This is a genomic window from Streptomyces sp. NPDC058257, from assembly GCF_042881845.1.
Classification (GTDB): Bacteria; Actinomycetota; Actinomycetes; order Streptomycetales; family Streptomycetaceae; genus Streptomyces.
In genome coordinates this window covers 511,450-530,896 of the sequence record NZ_JBHVXJ010000001.1, presented here as the reverse complement: position 1 = coordinate 530,896, position 19,447 = coordinate 511,450, and the positions used below count along the sequence as shown (strand labels likewise).

The following is a 19,447-nucleotide window of genomic DNA, read 5'->3' as shown; positions in this document are numbered from 1 at the left end:
ATGAGCGACATCAACACACCCCCCGCTCCCTGCGCCCCCGAGGACGTACGCCGTATCGCCTGCGTCGGCGCCGGAGTCATCGGCGGCGGCTGGGTGGCCCACTACCTCGCCCGCGGCTACGACGTCACCGCCTGGGACCCGGCCCCCGACGCCGAGCAGAAGCTCCGCCGCCTGGTCGAGGCCGCCTGGCCCGCGCTGACGCAGCTCGGCCTCGCCGAAGGCGCGTCGCCGGATCGCCTCACCGTCACGCCCACCCTCCAAGAGGCGGTCGCCGACGCTCAGTTCGTACAGGAGAGCGCGCCCGAGAAGCTGGAGCTGAAGCGCGATCTGCTGGCCCAGCTCGACGCCGCCGCTCCCGCCGGAGTCGTCATCGCCTCCTCCACCTCCGGCTATCCGATGACCGACATGCAGACCGAGGCCACCGACCCGGGCCGCCTCGTCGTCGGGCATCCCTTCAACCCGCCGTACCTGATCCCGCTCGTCGAGGTGGTCGGCGGCGACAAGACGGCCCCGCACGCGGTCACTTGGGCGTCGCGCTTCTATGAGGTCGCGGGCAAGTCCGTGATCACCATGGCGAGCGAGGTTCCCGGCTTCATAGCCAACCGACTCCAGGAGGCCCTCTGGCGCGAGGCCCTGCACATGGTCGCCAACGGCGAGGCCACGGTGAAGGAGATCGACGACTCGATCACCGAAGGCCCCGGCCTGCGCTGGGCGTTCATGGGCCCCATGCTCACCTTCGCGCTCGCGGGCGGCGAGGGCGGCATGGCCCACATGCTCGACCACTTCGGCCCGTCCCTGAAGTCGCCGTGGACGCGCCTGGAAGCACCCGAGCTCGACAAGGAGCTGTACGACGCCGTCGTCGCCGGATGCGACGACGCGGCGGACGGACGGACCATCGCCGACCTGGTGGCCGAGCGCGATCAGGGGGTCATCGACGTACTGCGGGCGACGGGTCGCCTGCCGCAGCAGCGCACACAGGAGGAAACCAAGTGAGCGAGTCCACGCCTGCCCAGCCCCTGCCTGCCGGGCCCCTGTCCACCGGGCCCCTGCCGCTCCTGCACCGGACCGTCCGTCCCGAGTGGATCGACTACAACGGCCACATGAGCGAGGCGTTCTACGTCCTCGTCTTCGGCTACGCCACCGACGCCATGATGATCGAGACCGGCCTGCACGCGGGATACCGCGAGTCCACCGGCTGCTCGCTCTACACGGTCGAGGCGCACATCCGCTACCTCGACGACGTCGCGGAGGGCTCCCACCTCGCCGTCCGCACCCGCATCCTGGGCGCGGACGCCAAGAAGGCCCGCTTCACCCACGAGCTGTACGTGGTCGAGGAGCCCGACGCGGAGATCGCGCCGGACGCCACCCCCGTGGCGACCACCGAACTCCTCGCCATCCACGTCGACCAGAACGCGGGCCGCTCGGCCCCCTTCCCGGACGCGATCCGCGAACACCTGACGACCCTCGCGGAAACAGCCCCGGAGTGGGCGGGCCGCTCGATCGCCGAGGTGCCGAAGGGGAGTTAGCGAGTCGGCGAGTCAGCGCTCCAGTTCCTTGTGGGCGGTTTCCGGGAGCCTGAGATACACCGCTGAGGACGCCAGGCAGAGCACGGCCACGTACCAGGGGAAGAGGCCCGGGTTGCCGATTTCCTTGAACAAGGTGCCCATGTACGGGGCCGTGCCGCCGAACAGCGCGACGGTGAGGGAGTACGGGAAACCGATTCCCGCGGCCCGTACGCGTGCGGGGAACACCTCCGCGTTCACGGCCGCCGAGATCGACGTGAAGCCCGTGAGCAGCACCATGCCCGCGCACTGCACCAGCAGGAGCGAGCCGAACGAGCCGTCCAGTGAGCGAAGCAGCGGCACGCTCAAAACGGCGAAGCCGATTCCGAAGAAGAGCAGGAGCGGCCTGCGGCCGAAACGGTCGGAGAGCAGTCCGCCGACCGGCTGGAGCAGGGCGAAGAACGCGAGCGAGAGGGTGCCGGACAGCAGGGCCTGGCTCTTGCTGATGTCCGTGTTGAGCTCGGCGTACGTCGGAAGGTACGACGTCCACGTGTAGTACGCGATCGTGCCGCCGGCCGTGATGCCGCAGATCAGCAGGGACTGGCGCGGATACTTGCGCAGGGCGTCGAAGAGACCGGGGCGTTCGGACGCGTCCTGGGGTGCCTGATGGGTCTCGTACGCGCCCTGCCTGATCCAGAAGCCGACCAGGCTGAGCGCGGCGCCGATGAAGAAGGGCAGCCGCCAGCCCCAGCCGTCCATCTGCCCGTCGGAGAGCGTGCCGACGAGCAGGGCCGCGACTCCGGATGCCGCGAGCTGGCCCGCGCTCGTCGACACGTACTGGAAGCTGGAGAAGAGGCCGCGCCGTCCCGGCCCCGCGGACTCGACTAGGAAAGTCGTCGACGCCGCGAACTCACCGCCCACGGAGAGCCCTTGGAGCAGCCGCGCCAGGACCAGCACGACCGGCGCGAGCACCCCCACGGACGCGTACGTCGGCGTCAGTCCGACCAGCAGGCTGCTGCCGCCCATCAGCAGGATGGTGACCGTGAGCGCGGCACGCCGCCCGCGCCGGTCGGCGACCGTGCCCATGAGCAGTCCGCCGACCGGACGCATGAAGAAGCCGACGGCGAAGACGGCGAACGTGGAGAGCAGCGGTACGAGGGAGTTGTCCGCGCTCTTGGGGAAGACCTGGTCGGCGATGTACGTCGCGAGGAACGTGTACGCGTACCAGTCGTACCACTCCACGGCGTTGCCGATGGAGGCGGCGAGGAGCTGGCGGACCCGTTGAGCAGGGCGGGGGGCGGTCCTGGTGGTCTCTGTCATGATCCTGTCCCGTTCCCAGGAACGCCCCTGTTCACGCACGGGCCGGGACCTCTTCATCGCGGCGAGCGCGAACCCCTACAGGCACGTCCGTCCTGCCCGGTACATCTGAAAAACAGATCGCCTACAACGGAAACATCTGTTGGACAGAATTCATGCCGCGTTCAAGGATGGCTCGCACGGCAGCACAGTCAACGCGACACGGGATGAACTGCCGCCTGAGTGGAGGATGAAGTGCCGAGCGAAGAAACCGAAGTAGTCGTCGTCGGAGCCGGCCAGGCGGGCGTGGCGGCCAGTGAGCACCTCGGTGCTCATGGAGTGCCGCACGTCGTGCTCGAGCGGCACCGCATAGCCGAGCGGTGGCGCTCGGAGCGGTGGGACTCCCTGGTCGCGAACGGGCCAGCGTGGCACGACCGTTTCCCCGGCCTGGAGTTCACCGACGTCGACCCCGACGGCTTCGCCTCGAAGGAGCAGGTCGCGGAGTACTTCGCCGCGTACGCCGAGAAGATCGGTGCCCCGGTCCGCTGCGGCGTCGAGGTGACCGATGTGCGCCGGCACACCGGCCGACCGGGATTCCGGGTGGAGACGTCGCAGGGCTCGATCGACGCGCGGTTCGTCGTGGTGGCGACCGGGGCGTTCCAGCGGCCGGTGTTCCCGCCCATCGTCCCGGACGGCGCTGTCCGGGCGCAGATCCACTCCAGCGATTACCGCAATCCGGAGCAGCTGCCCGAAGGGTCGGTCCTGGTGGTCGGGGCCGGTTCCTCGGGGGTGCAGATAGCCGACGAGCTGCGCCGGTCCGGTCGCCGGGTCTTCCTCTCCGTCGGCCCGCACGACCGCCCTCCGCGCGAGTACCGCGGGCGTGACTTCTGCTGGTGGCTCGGTGTGCTCGGACTCTGGGACGCACAGACGCCTCCCAAGGGTGCCGAGCACGTCACCATCGCGGTCAGCGGCGCACGCGGCGGCCACACCGTGGACTTCCGTGCCCTGGCCGCCGACGGCATCGAGCTGCTCGGGATGACCGCGTCCTTCGAAGACGGCGTCCTGAGCTTCGCGCCCGACCTCGCCACGAACATCGCGCTCGGCGACGAGAAGTACCTCGGGCTGCTCCGGGCCGCCGACGAGTACGTCGAGCGCAACGGTCTCGACCTCCCCGAGGAGCCCGATGCCCATGTCCTGGGGCCGGATCCGGAGTGCGTGACGGACCCCCGGCAGGCCCTGGACCTGGCCGAGGCCGGCGTCACCTCGATCGTCTGGGCGACGGGCTTCGCCACCGACTACAGCTGGCTCGACGTCGACGCCTTCGACGAGAAGGGCCGCCCGCAGCAGCGACGCGGAATCTCCTCCGAGCCCGGCGTCTACTTCCTGGGCCTGCCCTGGCTGTCCCGCCGCGGATCCAGCTTCATCTGGGGTGTCTGGCACGACGCCCGGTACGTCGCCGACCACATCGAGACCCGGCGGGGCTACCTCGCGTACGGCACCACCGACCGGCCCGGCAGCGCGTCGGCCGCCCCCACCACCTGAGGAGCAGACCATGACCTCCACGAACCAGGGCCAGGGTCCCCGGGCCAAGGCCCCGGTCGTCGCCGGCGGGCACACCCGGATCCGTCCGTTCAACACCCGCGACACCTATCCCGAGCAGAACCTCGACAACGACCTCTGCCAGGCCGTCGTCGCCGGCGACACGGTGTACGTCCGGGGCCAGATCGGCCAGGACCTCGACACCAGTGAGTCCGTGGGCATCGGCGACGTCGAGGCGCAGGCCGAACAGGCCATGGCGAACATCAAGATGCTGCTCGAAGAGGCGGGCGGCCGGATGGAGCACCTGGTCAAACTGACCATCTACCTGGTCGACCCGCGCTACCGCGAGGCGGTCTACCGCACGGTGGGCCGCTGGACCAAGGGCGTCCACCCGATCTCCACCGGCATCGTGGTGTCCGCCCTGGCCCGGCCGGAGTGGCTGTGCGAGATCGACGCGATCGCCGTACTTCCGCAGATCGCCGCACTTCCCGAGGGGGAGCGGGCATGACGTTCTCTCTGGTGGTCCGGGACGGCGAGCGGTTCGGCATCGCGGCCAGCTCGTCGAGTCCGGCCGTCGCCGCCCGGGTCGTGCATCTGCGGCCCGGCGTCGGCGCGGCGACGTCGCAGAACATCACCGACCCCATGCTCGGCACCAGCCTGCTGGAAAGCCTGGCGGACCACGGCGACGCCGAGCGCGCCCTGGCCGACGTCACCGGCGCCGCGGCGAACAAGGAGACCGTCGACTACCGGCAGTTGACCGTCCTTGGCCGGTCAGGGCCGGGGGTCGCCTTCAGCGGCCCGCACACCCTGGGTACGTTCGCCTCCGCCACCGCGGACGGCGCGGTCGCGGCCGGCAACATGCTGTCCGGCGAGCACATCCCCGGCGTGCTCCTCGACGCGTACGCCGCCGCCACGGGGGATCTTGAGGAGCGGCTGCTGACCGCGATGAAGGCCGCCGTCGCGGCCGGCGGCGAGGAAGGGCCGGTGTACTCCGCCGGGATGGCGGTCGTCGCGGACGTCGGCTGGCGGGTCACCGACCTGCGGGTCGACTGGGCCGAGGACCCGCTGGACCGACTCGGTGACCTGCTCGACATCTGGCTGCCGCAACGCGACGACTACGTGCGGCGCGGACTCGACCCCGCCACCTCTCCCTCGTACGGCGTTCCGGGAGACCTGTGATGGGGACGATGAAGGAGGCGGCACGGCACGCGGTCGACCGGCACGCGGAGGAACTGATCGGCCTCTCCGAGCGGCTGCACGCCGACCCGGAGACCGCCTGGCAGGAACACCGGGCCGCCGCCGCCGTACCGGAACTCCTCGACCGCGCCGGATTCGACGTCACCTCCTCCTACCTGGGCCTGGACACCGCGTTCCACGCCCGGTTCGGCAGCGGGCCCGTGCGGATCGCGCTGTGCGCCGAGTACGACGCGCTGCCCGGCCTCGGTCACGCGTGCGGGCACAACCTCATCGCGGCGAGCTCCGTCGGCGCGGCCCTCGGCCTCGCCGCTGTCGCCGACGACGCCGGACTCACGGTGGAGGTCTACGGCACCCCGGCCGAGGAGGGCGGCGGCGGCAAGATCGAGATGCTCGACCGGGGCGCCTTCACCGGCGTGGATCTCGCGATGATGGTGCACCCGGCGCCGGTCGACGTCGCCGAGGCCCGCCCGTTCGCGGTCAGCCACTCCAAGGTCTCCTACACCGGGAAGTCCGCGCACGCCGCCGCCTACCCGGAGGCCGGGATCAACGCGGCCGACGCCTTCACCGTGGCCCAGGTCGCCATCGGGCTGCTGCGCCAGCAGTTGCCGGGCTCGGCGCGTGTGCACGGTGTGGTGACGCACGCCGGGGACGCCCCGAACGCCATCCCGGAACGGGCGAGCGGACGTTGGTACGTCCGTGCCGAGACACTCGCCGAACTGGCCGAGCTCGAACCGCGCGTCATGCGGGCCTTCGAGGCGGGCGCCCTCGCCACCGGCTGCGACCTGGAGATCGAGCCGGAGAGCAGGCCCTACGCGGAGTTCCGCACGGACGAGACCGCCCTCGGGCACTACCGGGCCAACGCCATCGCCCTGGGCCGGGAGTTCGCCCCACCCGGCCAGGCGGCGCGCATGAACCGCGCCTCCACCGACATGGGCAACGTCTCGCAGGTCGTATCGGCGATCCACCCGTACATCGGCGTCGGCTCCCTGCCCGCCACCAACCACCAGCACGAGTTCGCCGCCCACTGCGTGGGCGGCACCGCCGAGCGGGCCCTGCTCGACGGCGCGGTCGCGCTGGCCTGGACGGGTGTGGACCGGAGCGCGCCCCCGACCGACCTGCCCGCACCCTGACGAGACGACATCGGCGGCACCCGCACAGCTCCGGCTTCGGAACCCCTTTCCCCCTAGGAGGCGCGTATGCCCACGCGTGAAAGCAGTGCCACGACCACCGAGGCCGAGCCGGCCACCGACGTGGTCGCACTGCGCAGGAGTGTCGCCGCGGGAGCCGTAGGCGTGTTCGTGCACTGGTTCGACTGGGCTGCCTACGCCTATCTCGCCGGCACCGTCGCGACCGTATTCTTCCCCGCCGGCGACAAGACGACCGGACTGCTGGCCGTGTTCGGCGTGTTCGCCGTCTCGTTCGGGATCCGGCCCATCGGCGCCCTGGTCTTCGGACCGCTCGGCGACCGGATCGGCCGCAAGCGCACCCTGTCACTGGTCATCTTCATGATGTCGGGCGCGACCCTGACCATAGGTCTGCTTCCCGGCTACGACTCGATAGGCATCGCCGCCCCGGTACTCCTGGTGGTGCTGCGCCTGATCCAGGGCTTCGCAGCGGGCGGCGAGTTCGGCAGCGCGGCCAGCTTCCTCGCCGAGAGCGCGCCGCGGCGCCGACGCGGATTCGGCGTGAGCTGGCTGGAGGTCGGCTCCCTGCTCGGCTTCCTCGCGGGCTCGTTCGTCTTCCTCCTCCTGTCCTCCGCACTCGACGAGAGCCAGCTCATCGCCTGGGGCTGGCGCGTCCCCTTCCTGATCGCCGCGCCCCTCGGCGTCATCGGCTTCATCATCCGCAGCAAGATCGAGGACACCCCGGAGTACCGGGCACTCGAAGCCAACGACACCGTTCCGACCAGCCCCGCCCGGGAACTCCTCCGCTCCCACAAGAGGGAACTGCTCCAGGCGGCGGGCCTGATGGCGGCCATGCACGTGCCCTTCTACGCCGTGCTGACCTACCTCGTCACCTACGAGACCGACCACCTGGGCCACTCGGCCGACAACGCGGCCCTGCTGTCCACCGCCATCTCGCTGATGGGTCTCGCGCTCGTGCCGCTGTTCGGCGCGCTCTCCGACCGGGTGGGACGCAAGCCGGTGTTCATCGGGGCGACGGCGGCCCTGTTCATCCTGTCCACCCCGGCCTTCCTCCTGATGCGGACCGGGCTCGTGGGCACCTGGGTCGCGGGCCTGACGCTCGGCGTGATCCTGGCGGCGATCCTCGGCACCTACGCGGTCTGGTCGGCGGAGATCTTCCCCACCCGCACCCGCCAGAGCGGTCTTTCCGTCGCGTACAACATCACCGCGGCGCTGTTCGCCGGGACCGTGCCCTACCTGATGACCGTGCTCATCTCCGCGACGGGCAGCACGTTGGTGCCGGGCCCGTACCTGATGGTGTTCGCCGTGGGCGGCCTGGTCGCCGCCCTGACGCTCAAGGAGACCGTCGGTACGACGCTGTTGCGCCCCGAGGACGTCTCCGACGCGCCCGCCGAGCGGGTGTAGGCGGCGGCGCCGCATAGGGTCGGCGCAGACACGGTTCACCGGGCGCAAGGGTCTCGCATGACGTCACCGCTGGGTTTCACCCTCGTTCAGCTGCGCTACTTCCTCGTGGCCGCCGAGCGCGGCTCCATGACAGAGGCGTCGGCCGAGCTGCACATCGCCCAGTCGGCCGTCTCCGCCGCCGTCTACAACCTGGAGCAGGACCTACAGGTGCAGCTCTTCATCCGGCGACGGGGCCGGGGCCTGACCCTGACACCCGCCGGGGAGCGGCTCCAGCAGCAGGCGCGGGACCTGTTGGCGCGTGCCCGCGAGGTCGAGCAAGAGGCCCGAGGCGACGGAGAGACCCTCTCCGGGCCGGTTGCCGTCGGCTGCTTCGTGACGCTGGCCCCGTACTATCTGCCGCCCCTGTTCACCGAGTTCACCCGGCGCCATCCCGGCATAGAGATCGACGTGGTGGAGGCGGAGACGGACCAGCTCGTCCAGGCCCTCGCGGCGGGACGCATCGACTTCGCCCTCACCTACGGCCTCGGTCTGTCGTCCGAGCCGGAACTGCACAGCGAGACGATCGCCCGCGCTCCGGCCTACGTCATCGTCTCGGCCGACCACCCGCTGGCCGGGCAGGGCAGTGTGGAACTGGCCGAGCTGTCCGCCGAGCCCCTGGTCCTCCTTGACCTCCCGCACAGCCGCGACTACTTCCACGCGCTGGTGGCCGCGACCGGCACCGCACCCGACGTCCGGTACCGCACCCGCAGCTACGAGACCGTGCGCTCGCTCGTGGCACGAGGACTCGGGTACTCCGTGCTCAACCAGCGGCCGGCGACCAGTCAGACCTACGGCGGCGGCGAGGTCGCGGAACTACTGCTGCGGGACGGTGGACCGCCACTGGAAGTCAAGATCGTATCCATGGGCGGTGTCGCGCAGAGCGCCCGGGCCCGAGCGGTGATGACCCTGCTGCGTGAGATCGCCGCCCGGCCCGGTGAGGCCTGAGCCGCGCCACCGCTCGCCGAGGGAGACCCGAGCGGTGGCCGTCGAACTCTGTTGGACCGGCGCGGCCCGTCAACGCCCGGGCGTGGGCCGGGATCGGGTCAGCCTGTCGTCGGCCGGTACGAGTAGACCGATGTCGTCACCAGGCACGGCACCGGCGGTACGACCTCCACGCGCAGCGTGCGCCGCGCCGAGTCGTAGTCGACGCCCTCCGTCTCGAACGTGCCCGAGCAGATGCTCCGTTGCGGGGCGGCGAACAGGCTCGTGACCTTGCCCGTGACCTGCTTCCCGTCGAGCGCGTGCTCAAGGTCCACCTGGAGCACGGGGCGGTCCTGGGGCCACAGCTCCTTCGACGCGTCGTTGGACGCACACACGAGACGGGTCGCGGAGACGAAGTCGCAGCCCTGGATGTCACGCACCGGCTTGTCCAGCGAGATCTGACCGGCCTGGGGGAGCGCGCCGCCGGTGGGCGGGGTCGAGGAGTTGAGGAGCGGAGCGGGGAAGACCTGGAGGCGGTTCTGGTCGCCCCATTCGCCCGACACCAGCCACTGCTTGTCCGGCGAGACGGCCGCGAAGGAGTTGTTGAGCTTCTCGCCCGCGTCGAGCTTGTGCTCGTAGAGGTAGCGCTTGTCGCCGGGCGTCGTCACGGCGAACATCTTCGACTTCGCGTCGTCGCCGCCCTGGTAGGCGTCGACGGTGTGGCCGTCGGCTATGTCCGGGTCGCCGACATGGGTCCAGCCCTTGATCCGCAGGTCGAGCGGGACCGAGGCGAGACCCCGGTAGAGGAGGCTGCCGTCGGCGCGGCTCGCCAGTCCCTGGCTGCCGGTGAGGGAGTCGACGGTCGAGACGCCGGACTCCTGCCAGCCGCCCGGGGATCTCGGGGCGGTGTCGGCCTGGGCACCGACGCCGGTCGCCATCGTCAGCGCGAGGGCGCCGAGCAGGGCGGCGGATGCCTTCGCGGATGTCTTGAGGGGTGTCATCTGTGCGCTACCTCCGTGGGGGGTCGATCGCTGCCGGGCCATCGTACGTAACGTGACCTCTGTCGACGGGTGAGTTCTGACAGGTCGACAGGTGTGCGTGAGCCGGACGCCAGGTGTTCCGACAGAAGGTGGTTGAGACGTGAAGCTGGTCATTCTCGGTGGCGGCGGATTCCGCGTTCCGCTCGTGTACGGCGCGCTGCTCGGCGACTATGCCGAAGGCCGGGTCACCCAGGTCGTGCTGCACGACCTGGACGCGGGCCGGCTCGGCGCGATCGCCCGCGTCCTCGCCGACCAGGCGGCCGGGGTGCCGGACGCGCCCGCCGTCACGGCCACCACCGACCTCGACGAGGCCTTGCGGGGCGCGGACTTCGTCTTCTCCGCGATCCGGGTGGGGGGCCTGGAGGGGCGCGCGGCCGACGAGCGGGTCGCCCTCGCGGAGGGTGTCCTGGGGCAGGAGACCGTCGGCGCGGGCGGCATCGCGTACGGCCTGCGGACCGTGCCCGTCGCCGTCGACATCGCGCGCCGGGTGCGGCAGCACGCCCCGGACGCCTGGGTCATCAACTTCACCAACCCCGCGGGCCTGGTCACCGAAGCGATGTCCCGGCACATCGGCGACCGTGTCATCGGCATCTGCGACTCGCCGGTGGGCCTGGGACGCCGCGTGGCGCGCATGCTGGGCGGCAACCCCGACGAGGCGTTCATCGACTACGTGGGGCTCAACCACCTGGGCTGGCTGCGGGGCCTGCGGATCGCGGGACGCGACGAGTTGCCGCGGCTGCTCGGCGACAGGGAAATGCTGGGCTCGTTCGAGGAGGGGCGGCTGTTCGGCGCGCAGTGGCTCCAGTCGCTGGGCTCCGTCCCGAACGAGTACTTGCACTACTACTACTTCAACCGCGAGGCGGTCCGCGCCTATCAGGAGGCCGAGCAGACACGGGGGGCGTTCTTGCGCGACCAGCAGGCGCGGTTCTACGAGGAGTTGGGGCGGGGGGAGGCGTCACCGCCTCCGGCCTCGGCGCTGCAGGCCTGGGACGCGACGCGTGCGGAGCGTGAGGCCACGTACATGGCCGAGAACCGGGAGGCCGCGGGTGTCGGGGAGCGCGCGGCCGAGGACCTCGAGTCCGGCGGGTACGAGAAGGTCGCCCTCGCCCTGATGCGGGCGATCGCCCGGGACGAGCGGACGACGCTGATCCTCAACGTCCGCAACCGGACGACCCTTTCGGCCCTCGACGCGGACGCGGTGATCGAGGTGCCGTGCTCCGTCGATGCCAACGGCGCGCATCCCATGGCCGTCGATCCGCTTCCCGGGCATGCGACGGGGCTCGTGTGCGCGGTGAAGGCGGTGGAGCGGGAGGTGCTCTCCGCTGCGGAGAGCGGCTCCCGCGCCACCGCGGTGAAGGCGTTCGCGCTGCATCCGCTGGTGGATTCCGTGGCGGTGGCGCGGCGGTTGGTGGAGGGGTATCGGGGGGTGCATCCGGGGTTGGGGTACCTGGGGTGATGCGGGCCGGGTGCGGTGCGGGTTCGTCTTGGGGGCGGGCCGCGCCGGTATGCCCGTCCTCGCCGTCCGCCGGTGGGTGCCTCGCTGCTCCGGTTCCGGAGCGAAGCGAACCGCTGTCCGCTCTCCCGCCGGAAAAAGGGGAGGACGACGGGGCGCTCGCGTTGGTAAATTCCGGATCATGGAACCTATCGGCGAGAAAGAGATTCGCGCGGCCTTCGTCAACTGCTCCAAGGGCGAAGCCCGCAGGCTCACTCTCCCTGCGGGCTTCCCGGAGACCCCCTGGCCGGACCTGGACTTCCTCGGCTGGCGCGACCCCAAGGCCCCGGACCGCGGCTACATCGTGACGGAGCGGGACGGCGAGTACGTGGGCATCGCGCTGCGTGCGTCGACCGGCGCGCGCAAGAGCCTGCTCAAGTCCAGCATCTGCTCGGTCTGCGTGACTCCGCAGTCCGGCTCGGGCATCACGCTGCTCGTGGCGCCCCTCGCGGGCCCGGCGGGCCGCCAGGGCAACTCGGTCGGCATCTACATCTGCGCGGACCTCGCCTGCTCCCTCTACGTACGAGGAAAGAAGACGACGGCGCTGGCCCGCCGCTTCGAGGAGAGCCTCACGCTGGACGAGCAGAACGCACGCACCCTGGCGAACCTGCACGGCTTCCTCGCCAAGGTCGTCGAGGGCTCGAAGACGGCGGCCTGAGGCTCAGACCTTCCGCGGATCGACCACCTGAAGCGTGAGCGCCGCCGACGGCGCCGCGAGCCCCGGCCCACCCGCCTCGGCCCACGCGATTATCTCGTCGATGGACTCGTCGTCCATGGCGAAGCCGACCCAGACGGCTCGGCCACCGCGCCGGCGCCCTTCCCGCGAGGGCTGTACGACGATGATGTTCGCCTGCCCGCAGGGCCCGAGGCACTCACTCGTACGCACCGCGAACCGCCCTGCGGACTCCGCGGCGGCGGCCCGCATCCGCGCCAGCTGCCAGTCGTGGTCGGTGCCGGGGTGTTTGCGCGCGTCGCCGCAGCAGCAGCCTCGGCACACGACCAGTGTGCAGGGGCGGACGGCGGCGGATCCGATGGAGATGACGGGACTCATCCGTTGATCATCGCAGCCCCGTTGTCAGTCCCTCATGGCACGCTCGGTCCATAGCGTCCTGCGGGGGAGAGGGAGAGCATCCATGGCGACCAGGTGGACCGTGACCGTCGACTGCGCGAGGCCGGCCGAGCTGGCCAAGTTCTGGGCGCTCGCCCTGGGTTACGTGGAGAAGCCGCCACCGGCCGGCTTCGCCAGCTGGAAAGAGTGGTTCGCGCACCATGAGGTTCCGCAGGGGGAGTGGGACGACGGCGCCTATCTGTCGGACCCGGACGGTTCGGGCCCCAGTCTCTCCTTCCTGAAGGTCCCGGAGTCGAAGGTGGCCAAGAACCGGCTCCACCTGGATGTGCAGGTGGGCGGCGGCCGGGAGACTCCCTGGGAGGTCCGGTGGCCACGGGTCGTCGCGGCGGTGGAGAGACTGACCGCCGCGGGGGCGAGGGTGCTGCGCGAGCATGAGGTGCGGGGGAAGCCGGATCATGTGGAGATGGCTGACCCGGAGGGCAACGAGTTCTGCCTTGTGTGAACCCGAGAGGCCTCCCACGCCCGCCCGTTCCCCCGCGGCCTCACCTGACCGAACAGGCTCTTCCCGCTCACGATTGTCCCGAGTCATCGGGCGGGCGAACCAGGGAGGGGCAGGGCACCGTGCACCCGCAGTCGGCGACGCGCGCGAGGGGACGTGCCGGTATGTCCGCCCGGAGCACGGTTCGCGTCACTCCGGAGCCGAAGCAGCCAGGCGCCCACAGGCGGATGGCGAGGACGGACATACCGGCGCGGCCCCGCCCCACAAACAGAGCCGCACCGCACCCACCACCGCCCCTCATCCCACCGCCCCTCAGCCCACCCGCCCCTCACCCACCCGTCCCTCATTCCACCCGTCCCTCAGCCCACCACCGCCCCTCCCACCGGCACCCGAGCCGCCAGAAACCTCGTCCTGCGCCGCAGCCGGAACCCCAGCGACTCGTACAACCGGATGGCATCCGTGTTCCGCGCCGACGTATGCAGGAACGGTGTCTCCCCGCGGGCGCGGATCCCGTCGGCCACCGCCAGGATCAGCCGCGTCGCAAGCCCCTCCCCCCGGTGGGCCGGATCAGTGCAGACCGCGCTGATCTCCGTCCACCCCGGCGGACGCAACCTCTCCCCGGCCATCGCGACCAGCGCGCCCCCGCGACGTATGCCGAGGTACGTGCCGAGCTCGACGGTGCGCGGCAGGAACGGACCGGGCTGTGTGCGCGCGACCAGATCTAGCATCTCCGGCACGTCGTCCGCCCCGAGCAGCACGGCCTGCGGATCCGGCGCCGCCGCGACGCCGTCATCCACCAACTGCACGCCCTTCATATCGAACGTCACCTCCCACCCCTCCGGCACGGCCACCCGCACACCCGGCAGCGGCACTTCGACACCGGGCCCCGCGAGCGCGGCGAGATCCGCCCAGTCACCCGCCTCCGGGGCATCGGGCAGACCCAGCCACGGCGACACGTCCGACTGGTAGCGCACCACGCGCCCCCGCCGCTCGGCGAACCGGGCATGGGGCCCGTTCAACGCGGCGTAGGCGGGGTTGTCCAGGGGGTGCCGGTCCTCCTGGGGCTCCGCACTGCTCCGGGTCTCAACGCCGGCCGTCCTCATGCCGCCCCCACCTCAATGACGACCTTGCCCCGCACGTGCCCGCCCTCCACCGCACGCAGCGCCTCGGCGGCCCGCTCCAGCGGATACGTCGCCGTCACTTGGGGACGCAGCACTCCGTCGGCGGCGAGCTCCGCCACCGCGTCCAGAACCTCACTGGTCCGCGCCCGCGCGACCGCCACCCCGCCGAGCTCCGCAACCGTCTCCTTGGCCGCAGCCGTGATCAGCTTCCCCTCGCGGTCGGGAAGTGGCAGGAGAGACGCCACCGCCACCAGATCCTCGCCGCCCACCAGGTCGAAGACCGCGTCGAGGTGACCGCCCGGCGCGGCCGCCCGCACCCGGTCCGCCAGATCGGGCCCCGGCGGCACATGCACCGCACCCAGGGACTCGACGAAGTCCTTCTTGCCCACGCTCGCCGTGCCCACGACACGAATCCCGAGGTGCCGCGCCAACCGCGCCGCGGCCACCCCCACACCGCCGCCGACCCCGGTGATCAGCAGCGTCGCCCCGGCGGGCAGAGCCAGCTGATGTACACCGTCGTACGCCGTCGCCGCCGCGACCGGCAGCGCGGCGGCCTCCGTGAAGGTCAGGCCCTCCGGCTTGTGCGCGGTGAGGGAAGCGGGCAGGAGGGTGTGCTCGGCGTAGGCGCCGGTGTCCGGGTTGCCGAACACCGCGTCGCCGACCGCGAAGCCTTCGACCCCCGTGCCGACCGCTTCGACCACGCCGGCCACCTCGCTGCCGAGCACCTCGGGGAACTCGGCGGGCGGCGCCCCCGGCCTCCGCTTGCCCGCCCGCAGCTTCCAGTCGACCGGGTTGACCCCTGCCGCCCGCACCGCGACCAAGAGCTGGCCAGGACCCGGCTCCGGCGGGTCCTGGTCGACGAAGGCTTCCACTTCGGGGCCGCCGAACCGGGTGAATACGTACGCCTTGGACATGTGCTCCCTCGCTTCGAACCGTGAACCATGAATCGACGTGGGTGTCACCTTGTGGGTGACACCTTGGACGACGGCCATGATCGCCCTTCTATTCCCTGCTCGACGCGGCGTTCACGAGGTCGCAATGACAGACGCGGACAACGACCCCTCCCGGCTGCCGACACGAGCCTCCCAGCCGTCGACACGGCCGCTCCCAGCCGTCACCACAAAACTGAACACCCGGAAAAGTTTTGCTGACGCGAGCCTTGACCTTAAGTGTTCAACCAATCAAGACTCAGGCCCCGTAAACCGCACTGGCGCGGATGACGCATTCAGCTCTTGGCGTCGCCGACCCGGTTCGGCACGCCCAGAGCCGCGTTCGGAGGCCATTTCGCCATGCCTGCCACCACACGTCGTGAACTCATGAAGCAACTGAGCGGCACCGCAGCCGCCTTCGCCTTCGTGGCCACCGCCGGCCCGATCGCTGCCGCCACCCCCGCCTCGGCCACCGGGGCCGCCGCCCCGGGCACCGGCACCGCCTCCCCGGGCGTGGCCGCCGCCACGCGCCGCGTCCGGGGGCTCATCGCCCGCCTCACCCTCGACGAGAAGATCAGCCTCGTCCACGGCGCCACCGACCCGCGAAGACTGGGCCAGGCCGGATACCTGCCCGGCATCGAGCGCCTCGGCATACCGGAACTGCGCCTGACCGACGGCCCCGCGGGCGTGAACGTCACCAAGTCCGCGACCGGCCTCCCGCCGGTCGCGACGCTCGGCGCCTCATTCAACCTCGACCTCGCCCGCCAGTACGGCGAGGTCATGGGCCGCGAGGGCCGCACCCTGGACATGGACGTACTGCTCGCCCCGCAGATCGAGCTCTCCCGCACGCCCTTCTTCAGCCGCAACAAGGATCAGTCGGGCGAGGACCCCTACCTCAACGGCCTGATCGGAGCAGCCCAGGTCGAGGGCGTCCAGGCGCAGGGCATGCTCGCCCAGGCGAAGCACTTCCTCGCCAACAACCAGCGCCTGCACGAGTTCGACCGCGAGAAGCCGGAGAACTCCTACGACTTCGTCGTCGACGACCGCACCCTGCACGAGCTGTACCTGCCCGCCTTCGAGGCCGTGGTCCGCGCCGGAGTGGCCTCGGTGATGTCGGCGTACAACCACCTGAACGGCGAGTGGAACTCCGAGCAGGGCACCACCCTCACCGACATCCTCCGCGGCGAACTCGGCTTCCGGGGCTTCGTCACCTCCGACTGGGGTGCCACCCACTCCACGGCCGCGCTCGAAGCGGGGCAGGACATGCAGATGTGGGACGGCTCGTTCTACGGGGAGCCCCTGAAGAAGGCCATCGAGGACGGCTCCATCCCCCAGAGCGCTCTCGACACCGCGGTCTCCCGCATCCTGGGCCGGTACGACGCCTTCGGCATGCTCGACGGCAGCCGCGTCCCCGCGCGCAAGAAGATCGACGTCAGGGCAGGCGCCCGCGTCGCCCGCGAAGTCGCCACGCAGGGCGCGGTGTTGCTCGCCAACGACGGCGGCCTTCCGCTGTCGCACGCCGCGCTGTGCGACCTCGCGCTCATCGGCCCGACCGCGGGCCAGGTCGCCACCTCGGTCTCGGGCGAGCGCGCGTACGGCTTCGAGGAGCGCCTGATCAGCCCGCTCGACGCACTGCGCCGCAGTACCAAGCGGAAGATCGGGTACGAGGTCGGCGTGGACCTCACCGGCACGGCAGTGCCCGCGTCCGCGTTCCCCGAGGGCCTGACGCGCAAGGGCGGCGGCACGAGTACGACGGTCGGCACCGACAGGACGGTCGACTTCGTCGGTGACAAGGCGCTCCCCGTCGGCACGACGGCCGAGTGGACCGGCACCTTCGTGCCGCCCACCAGCGGTGAGTACGCGCTCAAGATCCAGGGCTGGGGCGCGGCGGTCTCGCTGAGCCTCGACGGCAAGGAGCTGACGGCCGCGGCGGGCGCCCGCGACAGCTTCGCCCGCAAGTGGTCCTCGATCGTCCCGACCACCGACGGCCTAGACAACGGACAGGCCGAGCCCGTCGAGCTGACCGGCGGCAGGTCCTACCGGGTCGTCGTGAAGGCCACCGGCTGGGCCGCGACCATCGCCGAACGCGGCCCGGTCCAGGTGCGGTTCGCCTGGGTGACGCCCGCTCGGCGCGCCGCGTCCGTCGCCGCCGCGGCGAGGCTGGCCCGGCGCGTCCACACCCCGGTCGTCTTCGCCTTCAACGGCTCGGGCGGCTCGGTCGGCGGTGGCGGCGACTTCACCACGCTCACGCTCCCCGCCCACCAGGACGAGCTGATCACCGCGGTCGCCGAGGCCAACCCGCGTACGGTCGTCGTCCTCACCACCGGCTGCCCGGCGACGATGCCGTGGCGCCGCGAGGTCGGCACGATCCTGCACACCGGTTACGTCGGCCAGGAGGGCGGCTGGTCCACCGCCGACCTCCTCACGGGCCGGGCGAACCCGGGCGGCAAGGCCACGGTGACCTGGCCGAAGAAGGACACGGACCACCCCACCCTGGACCCCGCCCACCCCGAGCGCTACTACGGCGTCGACGGAGTGGTCACGTACAGCGAGGGCATCTTCACCGGATACCGCGGCTTCGACAAGGCGGGCATCGAGCCGCTCTTCCCCTTCGGACACGGCCTGTCCTACACGGAGTTCGGCTACCGCGACCTGTCCGTGCGCCGGGCGGGCGCGGGCTACGAGGTGTCGTTCACGGTGACCAACCGGGGGCGGCGCACGGGTGCGGAGGTCCCGCAGGTGTACGTGGGCGCGCCGCGCGGTGCCGGTGTCGAGATGGCCGTGAAGACGCTGGCGGGCTTCGACCGCGTCGAACTGCGCGCGGGGCAGTCGCGCCGGGTCACGGTGCGGGTCGCCGAGCGGCGGCTGTCGTACTGGGACACGGACCGGGCCCGCTGGGTGCGCCCCGAGGGGCGGCGCGCGGTGTACGTCGGGTCGTCGTCGCGCGACATCCGGCTGACCGGGGCGGGGCACTAGCGGCAGGTGGCGTACGTCACCTTCGGTCGTGTCACAGCCGGTGGGGCTGATTCGTCCTAGGTGTGTAACCAGCACCGACGACACAGGAGCGCACCATGGAAGCTCGGTTGAACCTCATGTCGAAGCCGGTCGCGGCCAAGGCCATGAAGCACATCATCGCCGCGGGCATGGAGCTCAGGGAGTCGACTCTGCCGGCCGCGACGCGCGAACTGGTGATGCTCCGTGCCAGCCAGATCAACGGCTGTGCCGGATGCGTCGACATGCACACCAAGGACGCCGCGCACGCCGGGGAGACCTCGGTGCGCCTCAACCTCGTCGCCGTCTGGCGTGAGGCCACGGTGTTCACCGAGGCCGAGCGCGCCGCCCTTGAACTGGTGGAGGAGGGCACGCGCATCGCGGACGCGGCGGGCGGTGTCAGCGACGCGGTGTGGGCGAACGCCGCCAAGCACTACGACGAGGACCAACTCGCCGCCCTGGTGACCCAGATCGCCGTCATCAACGCCTTCAACCGCCTCAACGTCATCAACCAGCAGCCCGCGGGCGACTACAAGGTCGGCCAGTTCGGATGATGGCGTGACGGCCTACTAGAGGAGCCGCTCCGCCTCGGTCGGCTCAGCCAGGCCCTTGCCGTCCACGGTGAGGGCCTGGGCGAGCCGGTCCAGATGGGCGCGGTACAACCCGACGAAGTCCAGGCGCCCTTCGGCGACGGCCCACTGGACCTGGAGTCCGTCGGAGACGGCGAGGATCTCGCGGGCGATGCTCTCGGGGTCGATGCCCGTCCTCAACTGCCCCTTGTCGAGCGACCGTCGCAGCGCGGAGGCGAGGAAACCCGCGACGCGCTCGTACCGCTCGGCGAAGTAGGCGTGCGCCGGGTGCGCGGGATCACCGGCCTCCGCCGACAGCCTGGTGTAGAGCTCGATGAGCCCCGGCTGGGTGAGGTTGTACGCGGCGAGGGCGAGGACCTCCCGGAACAGCGCGCGCACGTCGTCGCCGGAACCCGGACCGGAGCCGGGGGCGAGCCGTCCGAACGTACGGACCGTGCGGTCCTCACGGGCTTCGAGGACCGCCATCAGGAGGCGCCGCTTCGAGCCGAAGTGGTGGGTGATGACGGTGGCGGAGGTGCCCGCTTCCGCGGCGATCTTCGCCAGGGACGAGTTCAGGTATCCCGCCTTGGCGAAGAGCACGAGAGCGGCGTCGATGATGGCCGCTCTGCGCGGGTCGGCGGCGGCGTACTGCCCTGACGGGCGGTGGCGGGGGGTGGGCTGCTCCATGGGGGCA

General features: G+C 71.2%; 19 protein-coding genes. 13 read left to right on the top strand and 6 right to left on the bottom strand.

What is annotated here, in order from left to right:
• Nucleotides 1-993, top strand: a complete 993-nt coding sequence (locus tag ACFVXC_RS02235) for a 3-hydroxyacyl-CoA dehydrogenase NAD-binding domain-containing protein (protein ID WP_389900623.1) — start codon at nt 1-3, stop codon at nt 991-993.
• Nucleotides 990-1,526: a thioesterase family protein gene (locus tag ACFVXC_RS02230; protein ID WP_389900621.1), complete on the top strand. Its 537-nt coding sequence runs from the start codon at nt 990-992 to the stop codon at nt 1,524-1,526. The genes ACFVXC_RS02235 and ACFVXC_RS02230 overlap by 4 nt, the downstream gene beginning before the upstream one ends.
• A gap of 12 nt (nt 1,527-1,538) precedes the next feature.
• On the opposite strand, the gene ACFVXC_RS02225 is transcribed toward ACFVXC_RS02230, so the two are convergent.
• The gene (locus tag ACFVXC_RS02225; protein ID WP_389900620.1) at nt 1,539-2,822 is read right to left on the bottom strand and encodes an MFS transporter; all 1,284 of its coding nucleotides are present in this window, start codon (nt 2,820-2,822) and stop codon (nt 1,539-1,541) included.
• 231 nt (nt 2,823-3,053) lie between these two features.
• On the opposite strand from ACFVXC_RS02225, the gene ACFVXC_RS02220 reads away from it, so the two are divergent.
• The 6 genes from ACFVXC_RS02220 (at nt 3,054) to ACFVXC_RS02195 (ending at nt 9,067) form a co-directional block, all read left to right on the top strand.
• Entirely contained in the window at nt 3,054-4,340 is a 1,287-nt protein-coding gene (locus ACFVXC_RS02220; protein WP_389900618.1) for a flavin-containing monooxygenase, read from the top strand.
• A 10-nt stretch (nt 4,341-4,350) separates the two neighbouring features.
• On the top strand, nt 4,351-4,845 hold the full coding sequence (locus ACFVXC_RS02215; RefSeq protein WP_389900616.1) for a RidA family protein: 495 nt from the start codon (nt 4,351-4,353) through the stop codon (nt 4,843-4,845).
• The gene (locus tag ACFVXC_RS02210) at nt 4,842-5,516 is read left to right on the top strand and encodes a DUF1028 domain-containing protein (RefSeq protein WP_389900614.1); all 675 of its coding nucleotides are present in this window, start codon (nt 4,842-4,844) and stop codon (nt 5,514-5,516) included. Before ACFVXC_RS02215 ends, ACFVXC_RS02210 begins: the two co-directional genes overlap by 4 nt.
• Nucleotides 5,516-6,664 (top strand): M20 family metallopeptidase, encoded by a 1,149-nt coding sequence (locus ACFVXC_RS02205; protein ID WP_389900612.1) that lies wholly within the window; start codon nt 5,516-5,518, stop codon nt 6,662-6,664. The genes ACFVXC_RS02210 and ACFVXC_RS02205 overlap by 1 nt, the downstream gene beginning before the upstream one ends.
• A gap of 66 nt (nt 6,665-6,730) precedes the next feature.
• Entirely contained in the window at nt 6,731-8,083 is a 1,353-nt protein-coding gene (locus ACFVXC_RS02200; RefSeq protein WP_389900610.1) for an MFS transporter, read from the top strand.
• A gap of 57 nt (nt 8,084-8,140) precedes the next feature.
• Nucleotides 8,141-9,067, top strand: a complete 927-nt coding sequence (locus tag ACFVXC_RS02195; RefSeq protein WP_389900609.1) for a LysR substrate-binding domain-containing protein — start codon at nt 8,141-8,143, stop codon at nt 9,065-9,067.
• 98 nt (nt 9,068-9,165) lie between these two features.
• Here ACFVXC_RS02195 and ACFVXC_RS02190 read toward each other — a convergent pair whose 3' ends face one another.
• Complete coding sequence (locus ACFVXC_RS02190; protein WP_389900607.1) at nt 9,166-10,044, bottom strand: hypothetical protein; 879 nt, start codon at nt 10,042-10,044, stop codon at nt 9,166-9,168.
• Between the two features lie 139 nt (nt 10,045-10,183).
• Between ACFVXC_RS02190 and ACFVXC_RS02185 the strand changes: the two genes are divergently transcribed.
• Together ACFVXC_RS02185 and ACFVXC_RS02180 are read left to right on the top strand one after the other, a co-directional pair.
• Nucleotides 10,184-11,539 carry a 6-phospho-beta-glucosidase gene (locus ACFVXC_RS02185; protein ID WP_389900605.1) on the top strand — a complete coding sequence of 452 codons (1,356 nt, stop codon included), beginning with the start codon at nt 10,184-10,186 and terminating at the stop codon, nt 11,537-11,539.
• A gap of 178 nt (nt 11,540-11,717) precedes the next feature.
• On the top strand, nt 11,718-12,233 hold the full coding sequence (locus tag ACFVXC_RS02180) for an FBP domain-containing protein (protein WP_389900604.1): 516 nt from the start codon (nt 11,718-11,720) through the stop codon (nt 12,231-12,233).
• Nucleotides 12,234-12,236: 3 nt separating this feature from the next.
• On the opposite strand, the gene ACFVXC_RS02175 is transcribed toward ACFVXC_RS02180, so the two are convergent.
• Nucleotides 12,237-12,626, bottom strand: coding sequence for a (2Fe-2S) ferredoxin domain-containing protein (locus ACFVXC_RS02175; protein ID WP_389900602.1), 390 nt, complete (start codon nt 12,624-12,626; stop codon nt 12,237-12,239).
• A gap of 82 nt (nt 12,627-12,708) precedes the next feature.
• Between ACFVXC_RS02175 and ACFVXC_RS02170 the strand changes: the two genes are divergently transcribed.
• Complete coding sequence (locus ACFVXC_RS02170) at nt 12,709-13,146, top strand: VOC family protein (protein ID WP_389900601.1); 438 nt, start codon at nt 12,709-12,711, stop codon at nt 13,144-13,146.
• Between the two features lie 356 nt (nt 13,147-13,502).
• Here ACFVXC_RS02170 and ACFVXC_RS02165 read toward each other — a convergent pair whose 3' ends face one another.
• Complete coding sequence (locus tag ACFVXC_RS02165; protein ID WP_389900599.1) at nt 13,503-14,246, bottom strand: GNAT family N-acetyltransferase; 744 nt, start codon at nt 14,244-14,246, stop codon at nt 13,503-13,505.
• Nucleotides 14,243-15,178, bottom strand: coding sequence for an NADP-dependent oxidoreductase (locus tag ACFVXC_RS02160; RefSeq protein WP_389900597.1), 936 nt, complete (start codon nt 15,176-15,178; stop codon nt 14,243-14,245). Before ACFVXC_RS02160 ends, ACFVXC_RS02165 begins: the two co-directional genes overlap by 4 nt.
• A 375-nt stretch (nt 15,179-15,553) precedes the next feature.
• Here ACFVXC_RS02160 and ACFVXC_RS02155 point away from each other — a divergent pair, with 375 nt between their 5' ends.
• Both ACFVXC_RS02155 and ACFVXC_RS02150 read left to right on the top strand, forming a co-directional pair.
• Nucleotides 15,554-18,169 (top strand): glycoside hydrolase family 3 protein, encoded by a 2,616-nt coding sequence (locus ACFVXC_RS02155; RefSeq protein WP_389900595.1) that lies wholly within the window; start codon nt 15,554-15,556, stop codon nt 18,167-18,169.
• A 95-nt stretch (nt 18,170-18,264) separates the two neighbouring features.
• Complete coding sequence (locus ACFVXC_RS02150; protein WP_389900593.1) at nt 18,265-18,738, top strand: carboxymuconolactone decarboxylase family protein; 474 nt, start codon at nt 18,265-18,267, stop codon at nt 18,736-18,738.
• A 15-nt stretch (nt 18,739-18,753) separates the two neighbouring features.
• Here the strand turns inward: ACFVXC_RS02150 and ACFVXC_RS02145 are convergent, their stop codons facing one another.
• Entirely contained in the window at nt 18,754-19,440 is a 687-nt protein-coding gene (locus tag ACFVXC_RS02145) for a TetR/AcrR family transcriptional regulator (protein WP_389900591.1), read from the bottom strand.
• Between the last annotated feature and the right edge of the window lie 7 nt (nt 19,441-19,447).

Coding starts and splice junctions, on each gene's coding strand:
- ACFVXC_RS02235 (WP_389900623.1), top strand. CDS start 1: ATGAGCGACATCAACACACCCCCCGCTCCCTGCGCCCCCGAGGACGTA.
- ACFVXC_RS02225 (WP_389900620.1), bottom strand. CDS start 2,822: ATGACAGAGACCACCAGGACCGCCCCCCGCCCTGCTCAACGGGTCCGC.
- ACFVXC_RS02215 (WP_389900616.1), top strand. CDS start 4,351: ATGACCTCCACGAACCAGGGCCAGGGTCCCCGGGCCAAGGCCCCGGTC.
- ACFVXC_RS02210 (WP_389900614.1), top strand. CDS start 4,842: ATGACGTTCTCTCTGGTGGTCCGGGACGGCGAGCGGTTCGGCATCGCG.
- ACFVXC_RS02205 (WP_389900612.1), top strand. CDS start 5,516: ATGGGGACGATGAAGGAGGCGGCACGGCACGCGGTCGACCGGCACGCG.
- ACFVXC_RS02200 (WP_389900610.1), top strand. CDS start 6,731: ATGCCCACGCGTGAAAGCAGTGCCACGACCACCGAGGCCGAGCCGGCC.
- ACFVXC_RS02195 (WP_389900609.1), top strand. CDS start 8,141: ATGACGTCACCGCTGGGTTTCACCCTCGTTCAGCTGCGCTACTTCCTC.
- ACFVXC_RS02190 (WP_389900607.1), bottom strand. CDS start 10,044: ATGACACCCCTCAAGACATCCGCGAAGGCATCCGCCGCCCTGCTCGGC.
- ACFVXC_RS02180 (WP_389900604.1), top strand. CDS start 11,718: ATGGAACCTATCGGCGAGAAAGAGATTCGCGCGGCCTTCGTCAACTGC.
- ACFVXC_RS02175 (WP_389900602.1), bottom strand. CDS start 12,626: ATGAGTCCCGTCATCTCCATCGGATCCGCCGCCGTCCGCCCCTGCACA.
- ACFVXC_RS02170 (WP_389900601.1), top strand. CDS start 12,709: ATGGCGACCAGGTGGACCGTGACCGTCGACTGCGCGAGGCCGGCCGAG.
- ACFVXC_RS02165 (WP_389900599.1), bottom strand. CDS start 14,246: ATGAGGACGGCCGGCGTTGAGACCCGGAGCAGTGCGGAGCCCCAGGAG.
- ACFVXC_RS02160 (WP_389900597.1), bottom strand. CDS start 15,178: ATGTCCAAGGCGTACGTATTCACCCGGTTCGGCGGCCCCGAAGTGGAA.
- ACFVXC_RS02155 (WP_389900595.1), top strand. CDS start 15,554: ATGCCTGCCACCACACGTCGTGAACTCATGAAGCAACTGAGCGGCACC.
- ACFVXC_RS02150 (WP_389900593.1), top strand. CDS start 18,265: ATGGAAGCTCGGTTGAACCTCATGTCGAAGCCGGTCGCGGCCAAGGCC.
- ACFVXC_RS02145 (WP_389900591.1), bottom strand. CDS start 19,440: ATGGAGCAGCCCACCCCCCGCCACCGCCCGTCAGGGCAGTACGCCGCC.